The 16,063-nt window shown below is 47.6% G+C and carries 13 protein-coding genes; 12 read left to right on the plus strand and 1 reads right to left on the minus strand.

Going from position 1 to position 16,063, the window contains the following annotated elements:
• Positions 1–229 precede the first annotated feature (229 nt).
• The 7 genes from KW844_RS19550 (at position 230) to KW844_RS19580 (ending at position 9,094) form a co-directional block, all read left to right on the plus strand.
• Positions 230–2,356 (plus strand): M48 family metalloprotease, encoded by a 2,127-nt coding sequence (locus KW844_RS19550; RefSeq protein WP_218378473.1) that lies wholly within the window; start codon positions 230–232, stop codon positions 2,354–2,356.
• A gap of 118 nt (positions 2,357–2,474) precedes the next feature.
• Positions 2,475–4,388 carry a DNA polymerase III subunit gamma/tau gene (locus KW844_RS19555; RefSeq protein WP_218378474.1) on the plus strand — a complete coding sequence of 638 codons (1,914 nt, stop codon included), beginning with the start codon at positions 2,475–2,477 and terminating at the stop codon, positions 4,386–4,388.
• A 114-nt stretch (positions 4,389–4,502) separates the two neighbouring features.
• Positions 4,503–6,140, plus strand: a complete 1,638-nt coding sequence (locus KW844_RS19560) for a pyruvate dehydrogenase complex dihydrolipoamide acetyltransferase (protein ID WP_218378475.1) — start codon at positions 4,503–4,505, stop codon at positions 6,138–6,140.
• A 235-nt stretch (positions 6,141–6,375) separates the two neighbouring features.
• Positions 6,376–6,882, plus strand: coding sequence for a GbsR/MarR family transcriptional regulator (locus tag KW844_RS19565; RefSeq protein ID WP_218378476.1), 507 nt, complete (start codon positions 6,376–6,378; stop codon positions 6,880–6,882).
• 57 nt (positions 6,883–6,939) lie between these two features.
• Positions 6,940–8,013, plus strand: coding sequence for a TIGR01777 family oxidoreductase (locus KW844_RS19570; protein ID WP_218378477.1), 1,074 nt, complete (start codon positions 6,940–6,942; stop codon positions 8,011–8,013).
• A 20-nt stretch (positions 8,014–8,033) separates the two neighbouring features.
• Positions 8,034–8,408 (plus strand): CoA-binding protein, encoded by a 375-nt coding sequence (locus KW844_RS19575; protein WP_218378478.1) that lies wholly within the window; start codon positions 8,034–8,036, stop codon positions 8,406–8,408.
• 212 nt (positions 8,409–8,620) lie between these two features.
• Positions 8,621–9,094 carry a ribonuclease H-like YkuK family protein gene (locus tag KW844_RS19580; RefSeq protein ID WP_218378479.1) on the plus strand — a complete coding sequence of 158 codons (474 nt, stop codon included), beginning with the start codon at positions 8,621–8,623 and terminating at the stop codon, positions 9,092–9,094.
• A gap of 273 nt (positions 9,095–9,367) precedes the next feature.
• Here KW844_RS19580 and yihA read toward each other — a convergent pair whose 3' ends face one another.
• A complete protein-coding gene (gene yihA, locus KW844_RS19585) occupies positions 9,368–9,976 on the minus strand; it encodes a ribosome biogenesis GTP-binding protein YihA/YsxC (protein WP_218378480.1) in 609 nt (202 codons plus the stop codon).
• Positions 9,977–10,032: 56 nt separating this feature from the next.
• Between yihA and ubiE the strand changes: the two genes are divergently transcribed.
• From ubiE to KW844_RS19610, 5 genes are all read left to right on the plus strand, one after another.
• The gene (ubiE, locus tag KW844_RS19590) at positions 10,033–10,779 is read left to right on the plus strand and encodes a bifunctional demethylmenaquinone methyltransferase/2-methoxy-6-polyprenyl-1,4-benzoquinol methylase UbiE (RefSeq protein WP_218378481.1); all 747 of its coding nucleotides are present in this window, start codon (positions 10,033–10,035) and stop codon (positions 10,777–10,779) included.
• Positions 10,752–11,453, plus strand: coding sequence for a porin family protein (locus tag KW844_RS19595; protein WP_255578533.1), 702 nt, complete (start codon positions 10,752–10,754; stop codon positions 11,451–11,453). Before ubiE ends, KW844_RS19595 begins: the two co-directional genes overlap by 28 nt.
• Positions 11,454–11,470: 17 nt before the next feature.
• Complete coding sequence (locus KW844_RS19600; protein WP_218378482.1) at positions 11,471–12,814, plus strand: dihydroorotase; 1,344 nt, start codon at positions 11,471–11,473, stop codon at positions 12,812–12,814.
• Between the two features lie 244 nt (positions 12,815–13,058).
• Positions 13,059–14,387: a DNA mismatch repair protein MutS gene (locus KW844_RS19605; RefSeq protein ID WP_218378483.1), complete on the plus strand. Its 1,329-nt coding sequence runs from the start codon at positions 13,059–13,061 to the stop codon at positions 14,385–14,387.
• Between the two features lie 120 nt (positions 14,388–14,507).
• The gene (locus KW844_RS19610) at positions 14,508–16,046 is read left to right on the plus strand and encodes a YifB family Mg chelatase-like AAA ATPase (protein ID WP_218378484.1); all 1,539 of its coding nucleotides are present in this window, start codon (positions 14,508–14,510) and stop codon (positions 16,044–16,046) included.
• The last annotated feature ends 17 nt before the right edge of the window (positions 16,047–16,063 follow it).

Here is a 16,063-nt window from a genome sequence, read left to right on the forward strand (position 1 = left end):
GTCCACGCACATGTACCTGCTGCTTTTTCTTTTACCCCAGATCCCAAAAAATTAACACATGTAATAAAAAAATATTTAAATAGTTTACCACACAACTGGTTAATTATCAACTGGTTTAATCTCACCATATCTTTATCCGACCCATGTTTTTCTCAACATTTATACGGGAAAAAGTGTCTATAGTAAATCCCTAAACCAGTAACCATCGTATTTAATCATAGGATATGTTATGACCAACTTAAACCCGGATCTCAGGGCGGATACTGCCCGTGTGATCTCTGCAGCCACGTTTTCATCAAGGCAACAACTGATAAAGGTGTTTGGCTATATCATTTTGTTTTTTTTGTTGTACGTGGCATTAGTATTCACCGCGATAGCGCTTGCAGTAGGATGTATTGCAGGCGGCATAGCGCTAATGCGTTATTATGGCTATTTTTTGTCTGTCATTCCAGGTGTTGCGCTGATTGTACTGGGTTGCAATATTTTGTATTTTCTGGGGAGATTTTTATTTCATCGGAGTCAACCGGTGAATCCTTATCGTTTACCGCTGGACCTGGCGGCACATCCAAAACTGACGAAATTTTTGCAGCAGCTGGTGGAGGAAACGCAGATCCGGTTCCCCCGGAAGGTATTTCTGGTACCGGATGTCAGCATTTCACTCTTTTACCATTCCAGTTTTTTCAACTTGTTCTGGCCATTGCGCAAGAATCTGGAAATAGGTTTGGGGCTGGTTAACAGTGTCAACATCAGTGAGTTCAGGATGTTGCTGGCGCATGAATTCGGGCATTTTTCCGGTGGCAGCATGCGTTTGGGCAGTTATGTATATGGCTTAAATAAGTTGCTGCATAACATGCTGTATGAAAATGATGGCTGGAATGATATGATCCGGCACAGGCAGAGTGGAAGCATTTCAGGATTTTTTGTGCACATTACCTGCTGGGTGATCAGCTCCATACAGGTACTGCTGCGGCGGTCCTATCAGCTCATCAACCGGGAGTACCAGCAGGTAAGCAGGGATCTGGAATTGCAGGCAGATGATATTGCCGTGCATGCAGCGGGTACTGCGGCAGCACTCAGTGCCATCCGCAGGGCGGATATAGGCAGTTACTGTATGGATCATTGTTTGCATAAGATGCCGGAATTATATGACCATAAACAGCGGTTTCAGAATATTTTCAAGGTGCAGCAGCAACTGATCAGGTATTATACTTTGCAAAGCTACGCGACACTTGACACCGAGGGATTGCCTGTAGTGACGGGGCCCTATCACAAAGCACTTCTGAAAAGCAGGGTGCAGCTGCGGCACGACTGGGCGTTTCAGCCTAATGCGGAGTCGCGCGAGGACAGGTACCTGGAGGCCGGTGTGGATAAGGAATTAATTACAGAGAGTGCCTGGCGGCTTTTTTCTAATGCAGAGCAGCTCCAGGAGGAGGTAACCAACCGGGTATACGAAGTACTGACGCTGGAAACCGTTGATTTCGATTGGATGTGCCCACAACGGTATGTGACAGAGCTGGAGCAACGGCACCGGATATACGAATTTCCGAAAGCCTTTAATGATTATTACGATAACCGGGCATTTACTCATATAGATATCCGGGCGTTGCAGCCGCTTACGACGGAAGAAATGAGCAGGATCAGCTTTATGGGCCTTTATCACCCGGAAGTAGTGTTGCGTATGCGGACCTACTACCGTGATTACCAGGATTCGGAGACCTTGCAGGCGATTGCTTTGCAGCAACTGCAAACACCGCATTTTGAATTTGACGGCAAACGTTACCGGGCCAATAAGGCGGAGCGTATTGCCAGGAAGCTCACCACACATGTGGAACAGGAGCAGCAGTGGCTGGCCGCCAATGACGTGCTGGCTTGTCGCTACCATTATACCCAGGCTTTGCGGCTGGGGGCGGACCGCGCAGGAGAAATGATACTTCAGTACCAGCAGATACTCGATTACCAGCGGGATGCCGTACGGCTGAGCGACCTGGTGATTCGTGTGATACATAGCATCAGCCTCATTTTCAGCTCCAACAGTTACACGGTGGATGTGGCCATGCCCTTTTTTGAGGCACTGACTGCAGATGCCGTTGAATTCAGGAAACTGCTCCTGCACGTAATTACCTGCCCTACGGTAGCTTTGAATCTCCCACAGGATATTAAAGCCAGCATAGAACACTTCAGGTTGCATAAGGGAGATTTTTTACAGGACGGCATTCCGGATTATGTGGCGATAAAGGAATTACATGACATCAGCAGCTCGTTGATGGAGCATTTAAACAACTGTATCATCCTGCTGAAGAAAAACTACCTGGAGTTAATTTTGGAAATTGACGCGAGATACACCGTGAGCGAATAATTTTATCTCTATATATAATATACTAATTATCAATATTTTTATACAACAAAGCGTGTAGAAAACTAAAACTCGGAATGTTATTCGTATTTTCGGCGCTCGCCGAAAGCGTAGCAGATATATGGAGAATTTTATCGTTTCAGCCCGTAAGTACCGTCCGCAAAACTTTTCAACAGTAGTAGGGCAATCGCACATTACCACCACGTTAAAGAATGCCATCCGCAATCATCAGCTGGCACACGCGTTTCTTTTCTGTGGGCCAAGGGGGGTTGGTAAAACTACCTGTGCCCGTATCCTGGCAAAAACGATAAACTGCGAGAACCTGCAGCCAGATGGAGAGGCATGCAATGAGTGCCATTCCTGTAAGTCCTTCAACGAAGGAAGTTCCTTTAACATTCACGAGCTGGATGCTGCGTCCAACAACTCTGTAGACGATATCCGTACCCTGGTGGAGCAGGTTCGCTTTGCCCCGCAGGCCGGAAAATACAAGATCTATATCATAGATGAGGTTCATATGCTGAGTTCTTCTGCATTCAATGCCTTCCTGAAAACGCTGGAAGAGCCGCCCTCCTATGCCATATTTATATTAGCAACAACAGAAAAGCATAAAATATTACCTACCATTCTGAGTCGATGCCAGATTTTTGATTTCAAGCGCATCACAATTCAGGATACGGTGGATCACCTGCAGGACATTTGTAACAAGGAACATATTCAGGCAGAAACCGATGCCTTGCACCTGGTGGCGCAGAAAACGGATGGCTGCATGCGCGATTCACTGAGCACACTGGATAAAATTGTGAGCTTTACGGCCGGGCATTTGACCTATCAGAATACGTTGGAGCACCTGAACATCCTGGACTACGATTATTACTTCAAAGTTATGGACCAGGTTTTGAACCAGGATGTGGCCTCATCGCTTTTATTATTTGATGAGATATTACAGAAAGGGTTTGAGGGCGACAACTTCCTTGGCGGCTGGGCGGAGTTTCTTCGCAACCTGTTGCTGAGTAAGGAAGAGAAAGCAGTACACCTGGTAGAAGTATCTGGTAACCTGAAAGAGCGCTACAGGCAACTGGCCGGCAAGGTGAGTCCCGCTTACCTGATTACGGCGCTCAGCCTGCTCAATGAAACTGAGATCAACTACCGCATGGCCCGCAATAAGCGCCTGCATGTGGAAATGGCGCTGATAAAGCTCTGCTTCCTGCAACAGGCGGTCACTTTGGTAAGTGATGACCAAACAGGAGAGGTAGCTAAAAAAAAACTGGTAGCTGATGGCAGTGCCCCGCAGAAATTGCGTGCACCGGTAGCCCAGCCCGTAACGGCTAAAAGCATTACCGATAAGCCTGCAACAACAGCCAGTATACAGCCGGAACCATCCGCAGGCCCTAAACTGACGGTAGAGGAAACACCCGCAGTAAAACCAGCGACAGTGGCACCAGCAATGGCTCCTGTGGCTACCGCACCCGCTCAACCGGCGGTGCAAACAACGGCTCCGGCGCCTACGCCAGTGGCGGCATCTGTGGCAGCCACTCCTACGGCGGCGCCAGTAGCGCAACAGGCAGCAGCACCGGCAGGTAGCAAGCTGACAGGCCTGGCTGCGATGAAGGAAGCCATGGCCGCCCGGCAGCAAACGACAGTGGTACAGGAAGCAAAACCATTGACAGCGGGAGCGCTGGAGGTTTACTGGGAAGAATTTATTGACAGGTACCGGCAGGCTAATAAGATGACTGTGGTAAGTAACCTGGCACTGGCCGTGCTGAAGATCCTGAATGCTGATGAGGTTGGTATTGTAAGCCGGAACATTGTACAGTTCAGGTTCATGGAGGAGGAGAAGCTGGTGATATCGGAGTTCTTCAAGCAGAAATTTAACAATGCAACCCTGATCCTGACCCTTCAGCTGGACGAATCCCAGCAGGCCCAGGACATCGGACCCGCTCCGTTGAGCAGCAGGGAGCAGTTCCAGCAGTTGACAGAAAAGTATCCTTTAGTGAAAGAGTTGAAGGATCGGTTAAACATGGAGCTGGATTTTTAGAGTGATTATTATATTATATCCCTTTTCATTAGATATTTTTAAACAGTTTAAAATTCCTTCTTTGCGTTTTTGCGCAAAAACATGTAGGTTTGAACAAAATTTTGAATAAACACTATGGCAGAAGTTATCAGAATGCCCCTTTTGAGTGATACTATGACTGAAGGGGTGATTGCGGAATGGCATAAAAAGGTGGGCGATACCGTTAAAGCAGACGATGTTATTGCTGAAGTGGAAACGGACAAAGCAACGATGGAAGTAATGGGTTATGCAGAAGGAACCATATTATACATCGGTGTAGAGAAAGGCAAAGCAGCTAAGGTAAATGAAATCATTGCCATTGTAGGTAAACCAGGCGAAGATTATAAGAGCTTACTGGATGGAGGTAATAATGCAACTGCAGCTCCTGCAAAAGAGGCTGCTGCACCCGCTCCTGCTCCAGCTGCCGCACCTGCTGTTTCTGCTGCTGATGACGCTGCGGTTAAAGAGGCGCTGAAAAATGCTACTGTTATCCGTATGCCACTGCTGAGCGATACCATGACAGAAGGTAAAATCGTTGCATGGAATAAGAAGGTTGGCGATACTGTAAAAAGCGATGATGTACTGGCTGAAGTAGAAACCGACAAAGCCACTATGGAGGTGATCGGTTATGCGGATGGTACATTATTATATATTGGAACTCCGGAAGGTACTGCTGCCAAAGTAAATGGCATCATTGCCATTGTGGGTAAACCAGGTACAAACGTAGATGCTATCCTGGCTGCTGAAAGCGGCGCTCCTGCTGCTAGTGCACCTGCTGCCTCAGCTCCTGCCACCGTTGCTGCTCCTGCTGCTGCGCCGGCTGAAGCTCCTGCGGCGGCTGCTACTTCTGCTGACGGTCGTGTGAAAGCATCTCCGCTGGCTAAGAAAGTGGCTCAGGATAAAGGTATTGATATCAGCAAAGTGGCTGGTTCCGGTGACGGTGGCCGTGTGATCAAAGCTGACATCGACAATTACAAACCAGCTGCTGCACCTGCTGCTGCCGCTACTACTGCTCCTGCTGCCGGTGCACCTGCATTCGTGCCAGCTGGTCAGGAAGGTTTCACTGATACTCCGCTGACACAAATGCGTAAAGTAATTGCTAAACGCCTGAGCGAAAGCAAATTCACTGCGCCTCACTTCTACCTGAAGATTGATGTGATCATGGATAAAGCGATGGAAGCCCGCAAAGCTATCAACGAAATTTCTCCGGTTAAGATCTCCTTCAATGATATGGTGATCAAAGCATCTGCCCTGGCGCTGAAACAGCACCCGGATGTGAATGCAAGCTGGATGGGTGATTTCATCCGTCACAATCACCACGTACATATCGGTTCTGCCGTGGCTATCGAAGATGGCCTGATCGTTCCGGTGGTTCGTTTCGCAGATCAAAAATCACTGAGCCAGATTGCCGGTGAAGCGAAAGGACTGTACGACAAAGCAAAAAACAAAAAACTGCAACCGCAGGACTTCAGTGGTAATACCTTTACCATCTCCAACCTCGGTATGCTGGGTATAGATGAGTTTACTGCTATTATCAACCCGCCGGATTCAGCAATCCTGGCTGTAGGTAATATCAAGGAAACAGCTATCGTAGAGAAAGGTCAGATCAAAGTGGCCAACATCATGAAACTGACCCTGAGCTGCGACCACAGAAGTGTGGATGGCGCTGTAGGTGCACGTTTCCTCGCTACGCTGAAAGGTTACCTGGAGAATCCGGTAACAATGCTGGTATAGTCATCTTTACTTGCTATAATATTTTGAAGTCCCGGGTTTTCCCCGGGACTTTTTCTTTTTTGATGTTAAGTGGCCTTTCAGCCCTGTTAAAATCAAATTTCCCCTCTGCCTGAGGCAGAAGAAAAATTGCAGAAGGTTAATCCTTTCTTTATTTCATAAACTTTTGAAAGTTCAAAAACTTGGTTTACATTTGCCCGTAACGAATCTTAAAACGCTATAATAAAAAGGACCTGCAATGAATCTGGAAGAAGCTAAAGCGCAGTTTATACAAACATGGGGATCATTGGGTGCTCAATGGGGTATTAACCGTACCATGGCACAGATTCACGCGTTACTGCTGGTAATGCCGGATCCGCTGAGCGCCGATGACATCATGCAGGAACTGAACATTTCACGTGGTAATACCAATATGAATGTCAGGGAGCTCATCAACTGGGGCCTCGTGGAACGTGTATTGATTCCCGGAGAAAGAAAGGAGTTTTTTATAGCCGAAAAAGATATCTGGAAAGTAGCGACCTATATCGCACGCGAACGCAAAAAGCGTGAGCTGGATCCCATCATGAAAGTACTGCAACAACTGCAGCAGGCAGAAGGTGACCCTAAGGACAAGGAATTGAAATCCTTCAAGGAGTCTATTTCCAACATCAACAAGTTTGCCCAACAAACTGACCGTACCATCAGCGCCTTCATTAAATCAGAAGAATCCTGGTTCTACAGCAGCCTGCTGAAACTCATCAAGTAATTTTTTTTGCGCCAACATTTCAATATTTTCTGAAAGTTCTGAAATAAAACACAGGTTATGAAAAATAAAAAAATTGTGATTGCCGGAGGTAGCGGATTTATGGGACGGAGCCTGGCAGAGATCTGGGGCCGGGAAAACCAGGTGATCATTCTTTCCAGGAGCAACCCGGGGGAAATGTGCACCGGCAACCAGCGGGAAGCGGGGAAAGCCAGCGGTAACCAAAGCCTGGCAACCTTAGCAAGTCAACGTGCAGCAGCGGTACATACAAATCCCCCGGCAGGCATGGAGCAGGTCCCCCCTACCCGTTATGCCACCTGGATGCAGTGGGACGGCACTCAAACCGGCCCATGGACGGCAGCATTGGAAGATGCTGACCTCCTCATCAACCTCAGCGGCCGCAGCGTAAACTGCCGATATAACGAAGTCAATAAAGCTGAAATTTTCCGTAGCAGGATCATTCCAACTCAAACCCTCGGAAAGGCAATTCTTGCCTGCAAACAGCCGCCAAAACTATGGATCAACGCGGGCTCCGCCACTATTTACCGCCATGCGGAAGACCGACCCATGGATGAATATACCGGCGAAATAGCCGATGATTTTTCTGTGCAGGTATGCAAGCAATGGGAACGCGCCTTTAACGATATAACGTTGCCGAATACACGAAAAGCGATTCTTCGTATAGGCGTCACCTTAGGTTGGCAAAACGGAGGAGTGATGCAGCCTTTCTGCAACCTGGTGAAATTTGGGCTCGGCGGCCATCAGGGTAGCGGACAACAACGTTTCACCTGGGTACACATGGCTGATGTTGCCGGTATGATGGCATGGCTCAGCGAACATACGGCATTGCAGGGTGTTTTTAATTGTACATCCCCGTTTCCCGTGCTCAACAAGGAGTTTATGCGCACGCTCCGCAAAGAAGCCGGTCAATTTGTCGGCCTGCCCGCGCCGGCATGGCTGCTTAAACCAGGGGCTTTCCTGATTGGCACGGAAACTGAACTACTATTGAAAAGCAGATGGGTAGTCCCCACCAGGGCGTTACAGGAAGGATATACATTTAAATATCCGCAGCTGACCGAGGCCATTGCTGATATACTGCAACACATGCCCCGGCGACAATACCATCTCTTCTGAAAAAATAAAACCAAGGAAACATGGCAAATACAGACAAAAAATTAACGGTAGTAATTGGCGCTTCTCCTAATCCGGACAGATATAGCTACCTGGCAGCCTCCAGGCTCAAAGCCCATGGCCACCCGGTAGTAGCCATCGGTAACCGGGAAGCCGCCATTGGCGATATTCCCATCATCACGGAACATCCTGCATTGGAAAACGTGGATACGGTTACGTTATACATGAATCCTAAACTACAGGAGCAGTATTACGACTATATCCTTCAACTGAAGCCCAAGCGGATTATTTTCAATCCAGGCACCGAAAATCCGGCGCTGGAAGCATTGGCTGTACAAAATGGCATACAGCCACACGAGGCGTGTACGTTGGTGTTACTGAGCACCGGGCAGTTCTGAGGATTGGTTGTTTAGGATGACAGCATAGCTGTCATCCCGCAGCTGATCAGCGCCTTAAATATTTCTTTAAATCTTCCTTCTGCGGTTTTTAAACCGTGTGCATTTCGTATATTCGGTACGTTAACCCATCGCCCGGACATATATCATCACGACTGGATTTACTACAAATCGTATCTGTTAATACCGCTTGTTCACCCTCTAATATATATGTTATGCAATGGAGAAGATTTAATGGAGAGCTGATTCAGCTTCCGGTTAAAGAGGAAGTACGAAAGGCCATCATCCGTGAAACAGCCAGTGGTTACCACCTGAAAGTATGCATTGGTACTGATTCGCAAGTGAAAGGTCTGGATACGGAATTTGCAACCGTCATCGTTTTTCTGCGCGAAGGCCACGGTGGATTTATGTTTATCCACAACGAAAAAACCAAAGACTGCTACAGCATCAAAGAACGCATGCTGGTAGAAGTAGCCAAGAGTATTGAAATTGCGTATGAATTGTGCGACCTGTTTACGGAATATGATGTGGACATGGAAGTACATGCAGACATCAATACCAATCCACAGTTTAAAAGTAACCTGGCATTGCGTGAAGCCATGGGCTACATCCTCGGAATGGGATTTGCCTTTAAAGCCAAGCCAGAAGCCTTTGCCAGCAGCAGCTGCGCCAATAAGGTGGTGAACTAAGCTGTAAGTGTTTGTACCTCTTTACAATAAGTGCCGATGCAAGCTCCCTGCACCGGCGGGCATTTCTTCCCCCTTTATATTTCCATCTCCCTAAAAAAAATTGTGCTGCTTTAGCTGCTATGCAAGTAAAACAACACAATTATATTTTCATTTGATTTCCTTAGCGGTTTTATAATGACACCTTCGGTGTCATCAGTAGTTCCGCGCTGCGCGCGGGTAGTCTGCGGCCGGCTATTCCACAAGCAAAATCACAGTATTCAGCCACAAGTCACCTTACGCAATCGCTCTGAACTGCGCATTCAACTCTTCGATATAACCGAGGATGCCATCTCTTCCTGTTTTCTTCACCACAGAAGTAACAAAATTCGGCGGCAGGAATTGCCAGGTTTCACGCATTTTATTCAGGAAGGCCTTCACGTTGCGGCTTACCTCTGCCTGTGTACTTTTATCGGCCTTGGTGAATACCAGGCTGAATGGAATCTGCCACTCTCCCAGCTGATTCACAAATTCGATATCTATTTTCTGCGGCTCGTGGCGACTGTCGATCAGCACAAAAACATTTACCAGGTTTTCACGTTTGCGCAGGTAGTTCTCAATCATTTGTTCCCACTGCCGGCGCTGCGACATACTTCTTTTCGCGAAGCCATAACCAGGCAAATCCACCAGGTACCAGGACTGATTAATGATAAAATGGTTAATCAGCGTGGTTTTACCCGGTGTACCGGAGGTTTTGGCCAGCTTCTCGTTGTTGGTGAGCAGGTTGATCAGGGAGGATTTACCCACGTTTGAACGGCCAATGAAGGCATATTCCGGCAGGTTTGGCTTGGGGCATTTCTCCCAATCCGGACTACTAATAAGATATTCTGCTGTTTTGATCACCATAATAATTGCTTTGTTCGTTCTGACTAATGATCACAAATTCTGTAACTTTGCGACCTATGTCAGGTAAATTAAATGTTGAGAAGATAGTTCCTTATACGGAGTCAAAATTAAGCAAGAAGGAGCAGATAGCCACGATGTTCGATGATATTGCTCACCGATACGACTTTTTGAATCATTTTATGTCGCTCGGAATTGATATTATCTGGCGCAAAAAGGCGCTGGGCTACCTCAAATCCCTGCAACCTAAGAAGATGCTGGACGTGGCTACCGGCACCGGCGACTTCGCGATAATGGCTGCTAAACGGCTCAACCCTGACCATATTACCGGTATCGACATTTCTGAAGGGATGTTGTCCTTTGGCCGTGAAAAGATCCAAAAAGCCGGTCTGGCGAACCAGATCCGCCTGCAGCTGGGCGACAGCGAAACAATAAGTTTCCCGGATAATACGTTTGATGCCATAACAGTAGCCTTTGGTGTCCGTAACTTTGAAAACCTGCACAAAGGCCTCCAAGAGATGAATCGCGTGCTTAAGCCTGGAGGAAAATTGGTAATTCTGGAGTTTTCCAACCCCACAGTTTTCCCTATTAAGCAATTTTATAATCTGTATTTTCGTTATATAACACCCCTGTTCGGGAAATGGATTGCTAAAAGCCAGGCTGCCTATAGCTATCTGCCAGAATCCGTGAAAGCGTTTCCACAGGGGGATGAAATGTGCAACATATTAAAAAACACAGGATTCCAGGCCGTTACATGCAAAACGCTCACATTCGGCATATGTTCCATCTACGTATCCTCGTACTGACGCTACTGTTCGGGATTACACTGCTGCCGGCAAAGGCACAGCAAAATCTGAACATGCTGGAACACGATGCAAAACCCTATTACTTCGGTATTACGCTGGCCACCAACCAGTCGAACTTCCGTTTAACTCATTCCCAGGCTTTCCTGGCCACTGATTCCATTTCCATAGTAGAACCGTTGAAAACAATGGGTTTCAACCTCGGCTTGCTCGCAAATGCACGCCTGGCGGAGCATTTCGACATACGTTTAAATCCGCAGCTGGTATTTGCCTCCAAAAACCTCTACTACCGGGAAGCTTATCCAAAGCCCACCGATACGGATAAGAAAATCGAATCCATCCTGCTGAGCTTTCCGCTGCAGCTGAAGTTTAAATCGGACCGTATCGGTAACATGCGCGTATACGCTATTGGCGGTATGAAGTTCGACTATGACCTGGCCTCCAATGCACGTGCAAAAAAAGCCGAAAACCTCATCAAAATAAAGAAGAGTGATTATGGGTATGAGGTAGGCGCTGGCTTTGAATTTTACTTCGAGAGCTTTATTTTCTCCCCGGAATTTAAAGTCAGTAACGGAATAGGCAATGTGCATGTGAAAGATCCAAACCTGCGCTACTCCAATGTAATTGACAAGTTACAATCCCATATGGTCGTATTCTCCATCCACCTGGAAGGTTAATTAGCTATATTTGCAAAATGCAAAACTACCTCATCAGGAATATAGCCGTGGTAAACGAAGGGCGCACCACGGTACAGGATGTATGGATCAAAGATAACCGCATTGAAAAAATTGCGCCTAACATCACTATCAGCGGTAATTACAAAGAAATTGACGGCACTGGCAAACACCTGCTGCCTGGGGTAATCGACGACCAGGTGCATTTCCGTGAGCCAGGGCTGACGGAAAAGGCCACTATTTACACAGAAGCACGCGCTGCTGTGGCCGGTGGTACCACTACTTTCATGGAGATGCCGAATACAAAACCTGCGGCACTCACCCAGGAACTCCTGGAGCAGAAATACGATATCGGCCGTGAAACATCTCTAGCCAACTACTCCTTTTTCATGGGAGCCGCCAACGATAACGTAGAAGAAATCCTTCGCACCAACGAAAAGAAAGACCGCGTTTGCGGCGTAAAAATATTCATGGGCTCTTCTACCGGCAATATGCTGGTGGATAATTACCTCACCCTCGACACTGTATTTTCCAATAGTGAACTGCTGATTGCTACCCACTGTGAAGATGAGAAAATCATCCGCCACAATATGGAGGTGTTCAAACAGGAAAAAGGAGACCACCTCACCGCGGCGGACCATCCGCTGATCCGCAATGTGGAAGCGTGTTTTGAGTCGTCGCTGGTGGCTATTCAGTTTGCACAAAAGCACCAGGCACGCCTGCACATCCTGCATATATCCACCGCGAAGGAACTCCAGCTGTTTGGCAATATGCTGCCACTGGCCGAAAAGCGCATCACTGCTGAGGTTTGCGTTCATCACCTGCACTTCACGGCCGACGATTATGCGAAATATGGCAACCTGATCAAATGCAATCCTGCCATCAAATCACCGGAAAACAGGGACGGCCTCTGGGAAGCCCTGCTGGACGATCGTTTGGACATCATTGCTACCGACCACGCTCCCCATACCTGGGCCGAAAAACAGCAGCCATACCTGCAGGCGCCATCCGGTGTACCGTTAGTACAACATAGCTTACTCCTGATGCTGGAATACGTGCAGCAGGGCAAAATTTCCATCGAAAAAGTAGTGGAAAAAATGAGCCATGCACCGGCAATATGTTTCCAAATCAAGGACAGAGGCTACCTGCGTGAAGGTTATTTTGCTGACTGTGTAATTGTAGATATGCAGGCAGGCAGCAACGTTACCAAAGAAAATATTTATTACAAATGCGGCTGGAGCCCGTTTGAAGGGCATACCTTCCCGGCGGCCATCACCCATACTTTTGTAAGCGGGCATCTGGCTTATGAAAACGGAAAATTTGATGAGTCCGTGAAAGGTCAGCGTTTACTGTTTAACAGATAATTGAGCAAGAATATTGCTTTGCGGGCTGGTGGAATTACGATTTCCACCAGCCCTTATTTTTGCTGCACCCGGGCCTGCGGCCCTGGTGTTTTCCGGGAGAGATATAGCGCCGCATGCGTTCATCTCTCCCGAAAAAATTTAAGGAAAACGCCAGCCCGAAAAGCTAAATATTCCTATTTTATGGAATATTCCCATCTTTGCATCCTAAAAGGTGTATACGTATATTCACTAAAAAAAGGGCTGCATGCAACTGGACAAAACTTCCTATTACGACCTTAGTATCTTTAACCGCGATGAAGAATATTCCCTGTTCGGGCGCCTGGACTTCACCATCACAGCCGGTGGAAGGGAGCACCTGCGCCAGCTTTTTACCAAGCCGCTGCAGGATATCAAAGCCATTCAACAACGACAGGATGCACTTAAATATATTATTAGTCTGCAAGGCCAATGGCCATCCGTAATTACCAACGGTACCATAGTGGTGGTGGAAAACTACCTGGAGGCGCAGATTGATCCCATCAGCAATACAGAAGGCCTGGGTTTATACATTCAAACAGCGCTGCACAAAACGGTGTACGCACCGGATTTCAAGCACATTAAATTTGCTTTTGCAGAAGTCCTGAACCTGATACGTGGATTCAATGAGTTTGTGCAGGTATTTAATTCCGATCAGGCACCGCAGGTACTGAAAGTGCTGCTGGACAGGGCAGAGCGGCTCCTGAACCAGCCTGACTTTGCCACCATTTTACAAGCCGATGAGGAAGGAAAAATTCATGCTGCTAACATACTCCGGTTCGACAGCTACATGCGCAAACGGAATCGTAAAATCCTGGTGGAGCTGATATCTCTCTATCACCAGCTGGATGCCTTCTATGCCATGGCGAAAGCCGTGAATCACCACAAGCTGAACTTCCCGGTATTGCTGGATCATTCGTATCCGGTGATAAAGGCGAAGCAACTGTACCATGTTATCCTGGACAAGCCAGTGGCCTATGATATGGAGCTGAACCAGGCCACTAACTTTATGTTCCTCACGGGTGCAAATATGGCAGGTAAAACTACGTTTATCCGTGCCGTTGGTATTGCTGTTTTCCTGGCACATATTGGTATGGGCGTACCAGCGGAGCAAATGGAGCTGAGCTTCTTCCACGGTATCTTCAGTAACATACAGGTACAGGATAATATTTTTAAGGGCGAAAGCTACTTCTACAATGAAGTACAAAGAATTAAAAACACCATCATCCAGATTAATAACGGCAAGAACTGGCTGGTATTGATTGATGAGATGTTTAAAGGCACCAACGTGGAAGATGCCCGCAACTGTTCACTGGCCGTGATTCGCGGATTACTAAAGAGCAGCAACTGTCTGTTTATCCTGTCCACACACCTGTATGAGGTGGCGGAAGAACTGAAAAATGAATCTAAAATTCAGTTTAAATATTTTGAATCGCAGGTGATTGAAGATGACCTGCATTTTACTTATTTATTGAAAGATGGTATTGCAAAAGAAAAGATAGGATACCTAATTTTAAGGAGAGAAAAAGTTTTGGATTTGCTGGAGCAGATTAAGTAAATTTATCTTATAGATTTTCGCCCTCATTTTTTTCCGGCCTTCGGCCGGAAAAAAATGAGGGCGTGGTGCTGGGCCACCGGCCCAGCACCACGCCGATTTGTTAACCTCTACAATATCCATATGATTGTTAAAACCTATGGCAGCGCTATCCAGGGCGTACAAGCCAGCACAATTACCATTGAGGTAAATGTTTCTTCAAGAGGCTCCAAATTTTTCATGGTAGGTTTACCTGATAACGCGATAAAGGAAAGTGAGCAGCGGATTACATCTGCGCTTCAACATATAGGTAAACAAATGCCACGTACACGTACCGTAGTAAATCTGGCACCGGCTGCTATACGGAAAACAGGTGCTGCTTATGATCTCCCTATTGCCATAGGTATATTAGGCGCCTGCGGACAGATATCCGGTGATTCATTTGCATCCCACCTGATGATGGGTGAAATATCCCTTGATGGCAAACTATTGCCTGTGAAAGGTGCTTTATCTATGGCGCTACAGGCTAGAACGGAAGGCTTCACAGGTATCATCCTTCCCTTGGATAACGCGGCAGAAGCTGCGCTGGTAGAAGATGTTGCCGTTTATGGTGCCACGCATATCAGCGAGGTTATTAATCACTTTCGGGGTAGCACCCTGCTTAACCCTACTACAGCAGGCAGAGGAAATTGGTTACTCCAGCAGCCGGTATCCTACGATTTCGATTTCAGTGAGGTGAAGGGCCAGCAACACATCAAGCGGGCGCTGGAAATTGCGGCCGCCGGCGGGCATAATGCTGTGTTGATAGGTCCGCCCGGGGCGGGAAAAACCATGCTGGCCAAGCGTTTCCCGTCGATACTACCTCCGTTGCCGCTGGAGGAGGCGCTGGAAACAACCATGATCTATTCGGTAGCAGGTAAAACGGCAGCACATACTTCGCTGATAGTACAGCGGCCATTCAGAGCGCCGCACCATGGCATCAGCGATGTGGCACTGGTAGGCGGAGGCAGCACCATACAGCCAGGAGAAATTTCCCTGGCACATAACGGAGTGTTGTTTCTGGATGAATTGCCTGAATTCAGGCGTTCGGTGCTGGAAGTACTGCGACAACCAATGGAAGAAGGCAGTGTAACGATTGCGAGGGCAAGGCAGGCCATTACCTTCCCGGCTAATTTTATGCTGTTGGCGTCTATGAACCCTTGTCCCTGCGGGTACTTCAATCATCCGGAGAAAAAGTGCAGCTGTGCACCCGGCATGGTGTATAAATATCTCAATAAAATTTCGGGGCCGCTGATGGACAGAATAGACCTGCATGTGGAAGTAACACCGGTAACCTACACCGCCCTTACTGAATCCACTCCTGCGGAGAGCAGCCACGTAATACGGCAGCGGGTAATTGCTGCCAGGGCATTGCAAAAAGAGCGCTTTGGGGACCATGGTGTGAGTAGCAATGCGCGGATGACCGCCAAAATGATGCATACCTATTGCCATACCGACGCGGAAAGCCAGCAGCTGCTGCGAAATGCGATGAAGCGCCTGCAATTATCCGCACGCGCATTTGACCGGATTATGAAGGTAAGCCGCACTATTGCAGACCTCGACAATAGCGAGCGGATTACTGCCCGGCATATGGCGGAGGCCATCCAATACCGCAGTCTGGACAGGCAATCGTGGGGGTGTTAGGCGAGGGTTAATATTAC

Origin of the sequence: Chitinophaga sp. sic0106 (assembly GCF_019219075.1) — a bacterium.
GTDB lineage: Bacteria > Bacteroidota > Bacteroidia > Chitinophagales > Chitinophagaceae > Chitinophaga.

Excerpts from the sequence above, each read along its gene's own strand:
- KW844_RS19550 (WP_218378473.1), top strand. The coding sequence starts at position 230 with ATGACCAACTTAAACCCGGATCTCAGGGCGGATACTGCCCGTGTGATC.
- KW844_RS19555 (WP_218378474.1), top strand. The coding sequence starts at position 2,475 with ATGGAGAATTTTATCGTTTCAGCCCGTAAGTACCGTCCGCAAAACTTT.
- KW844_RS19560 (WP_218378475.1), top strand. The coding sequence starts at position 4,503 with ATGGCAGAAGTTATCAGAATGCCCCTTTTGAGTGATACTATGACTGAA.
- KW844_RS19565 (WP_218378476.1), top strand. The coding sequence starts at position 6,376 with ATGAATCTGGAAGAAGCTAAAGCGCAGTTTATACAAACATGGGGATCA.
- KW844_RS19570 (WP_218378477.1), top strand. The coding sequence starts at position 6,940 with ATGAAAAATAAAAAAATTGTGATTGCCGGAGGTAGCGGATTTATGGGA.
- KW844_RS19575 (WP_218378478.1), top strand. The coding sequence starts at position 8,034 with ATGGCAAATACAGACAAAAAATTAACGGTAGTAATTGGCGCTTCTCCT.
- KW844_RS19580 (WP_218378479.1), top strand. The coding sequence starts at position 8,621 with ATGCAATGGAGAAGATTTAATGGAGAGCTGATTCAGCTTCCGGTTAAA.
- yihA (WP_218378480.1), bottom strand. The coding sequence starts at position 9,976 with ATGGTGATCAAAACAGCAGAATATCTTATTAGTAGTCCGGATTGGGAG.
- ubiE (WP_218378481.1), top strand. The coding sequence starts at position 10,033 with ATGTCAGGTAAATTAAATGTTGAGAAGATAGTTCCTTATACGGAGTCA.
- KW844_RS19595 (WP_255578533.1), top strand. The coding sequence starts at position 10,752 with ATGTTCCATCTACGTATCCTCGTACTGACGCTACTGTTCGGGATTACA.
- KW844_RS19600 (WP_218378482.1), top strand. The coding sequence starts at position 11,471 with ATGCAAAACTACCTCATCAGGAATATAGCCGTGGTAAACGAAGGGCGC.
- KW844_RS19605 (WP_218378483.1), top strand. The coding sequence starts at position 13,059 with ATGCAACTGGACAAAACTTCCTATTACGACCTTAGTATCTTTAACCGC.
- KW844_RS19610 (WP_218378484.1), top strand. The coding sequence starts at position 14,508 with ATGATTGTTAAAACCTATGGCAGCGCTATCCAGGGCGTACAAGCCAGC.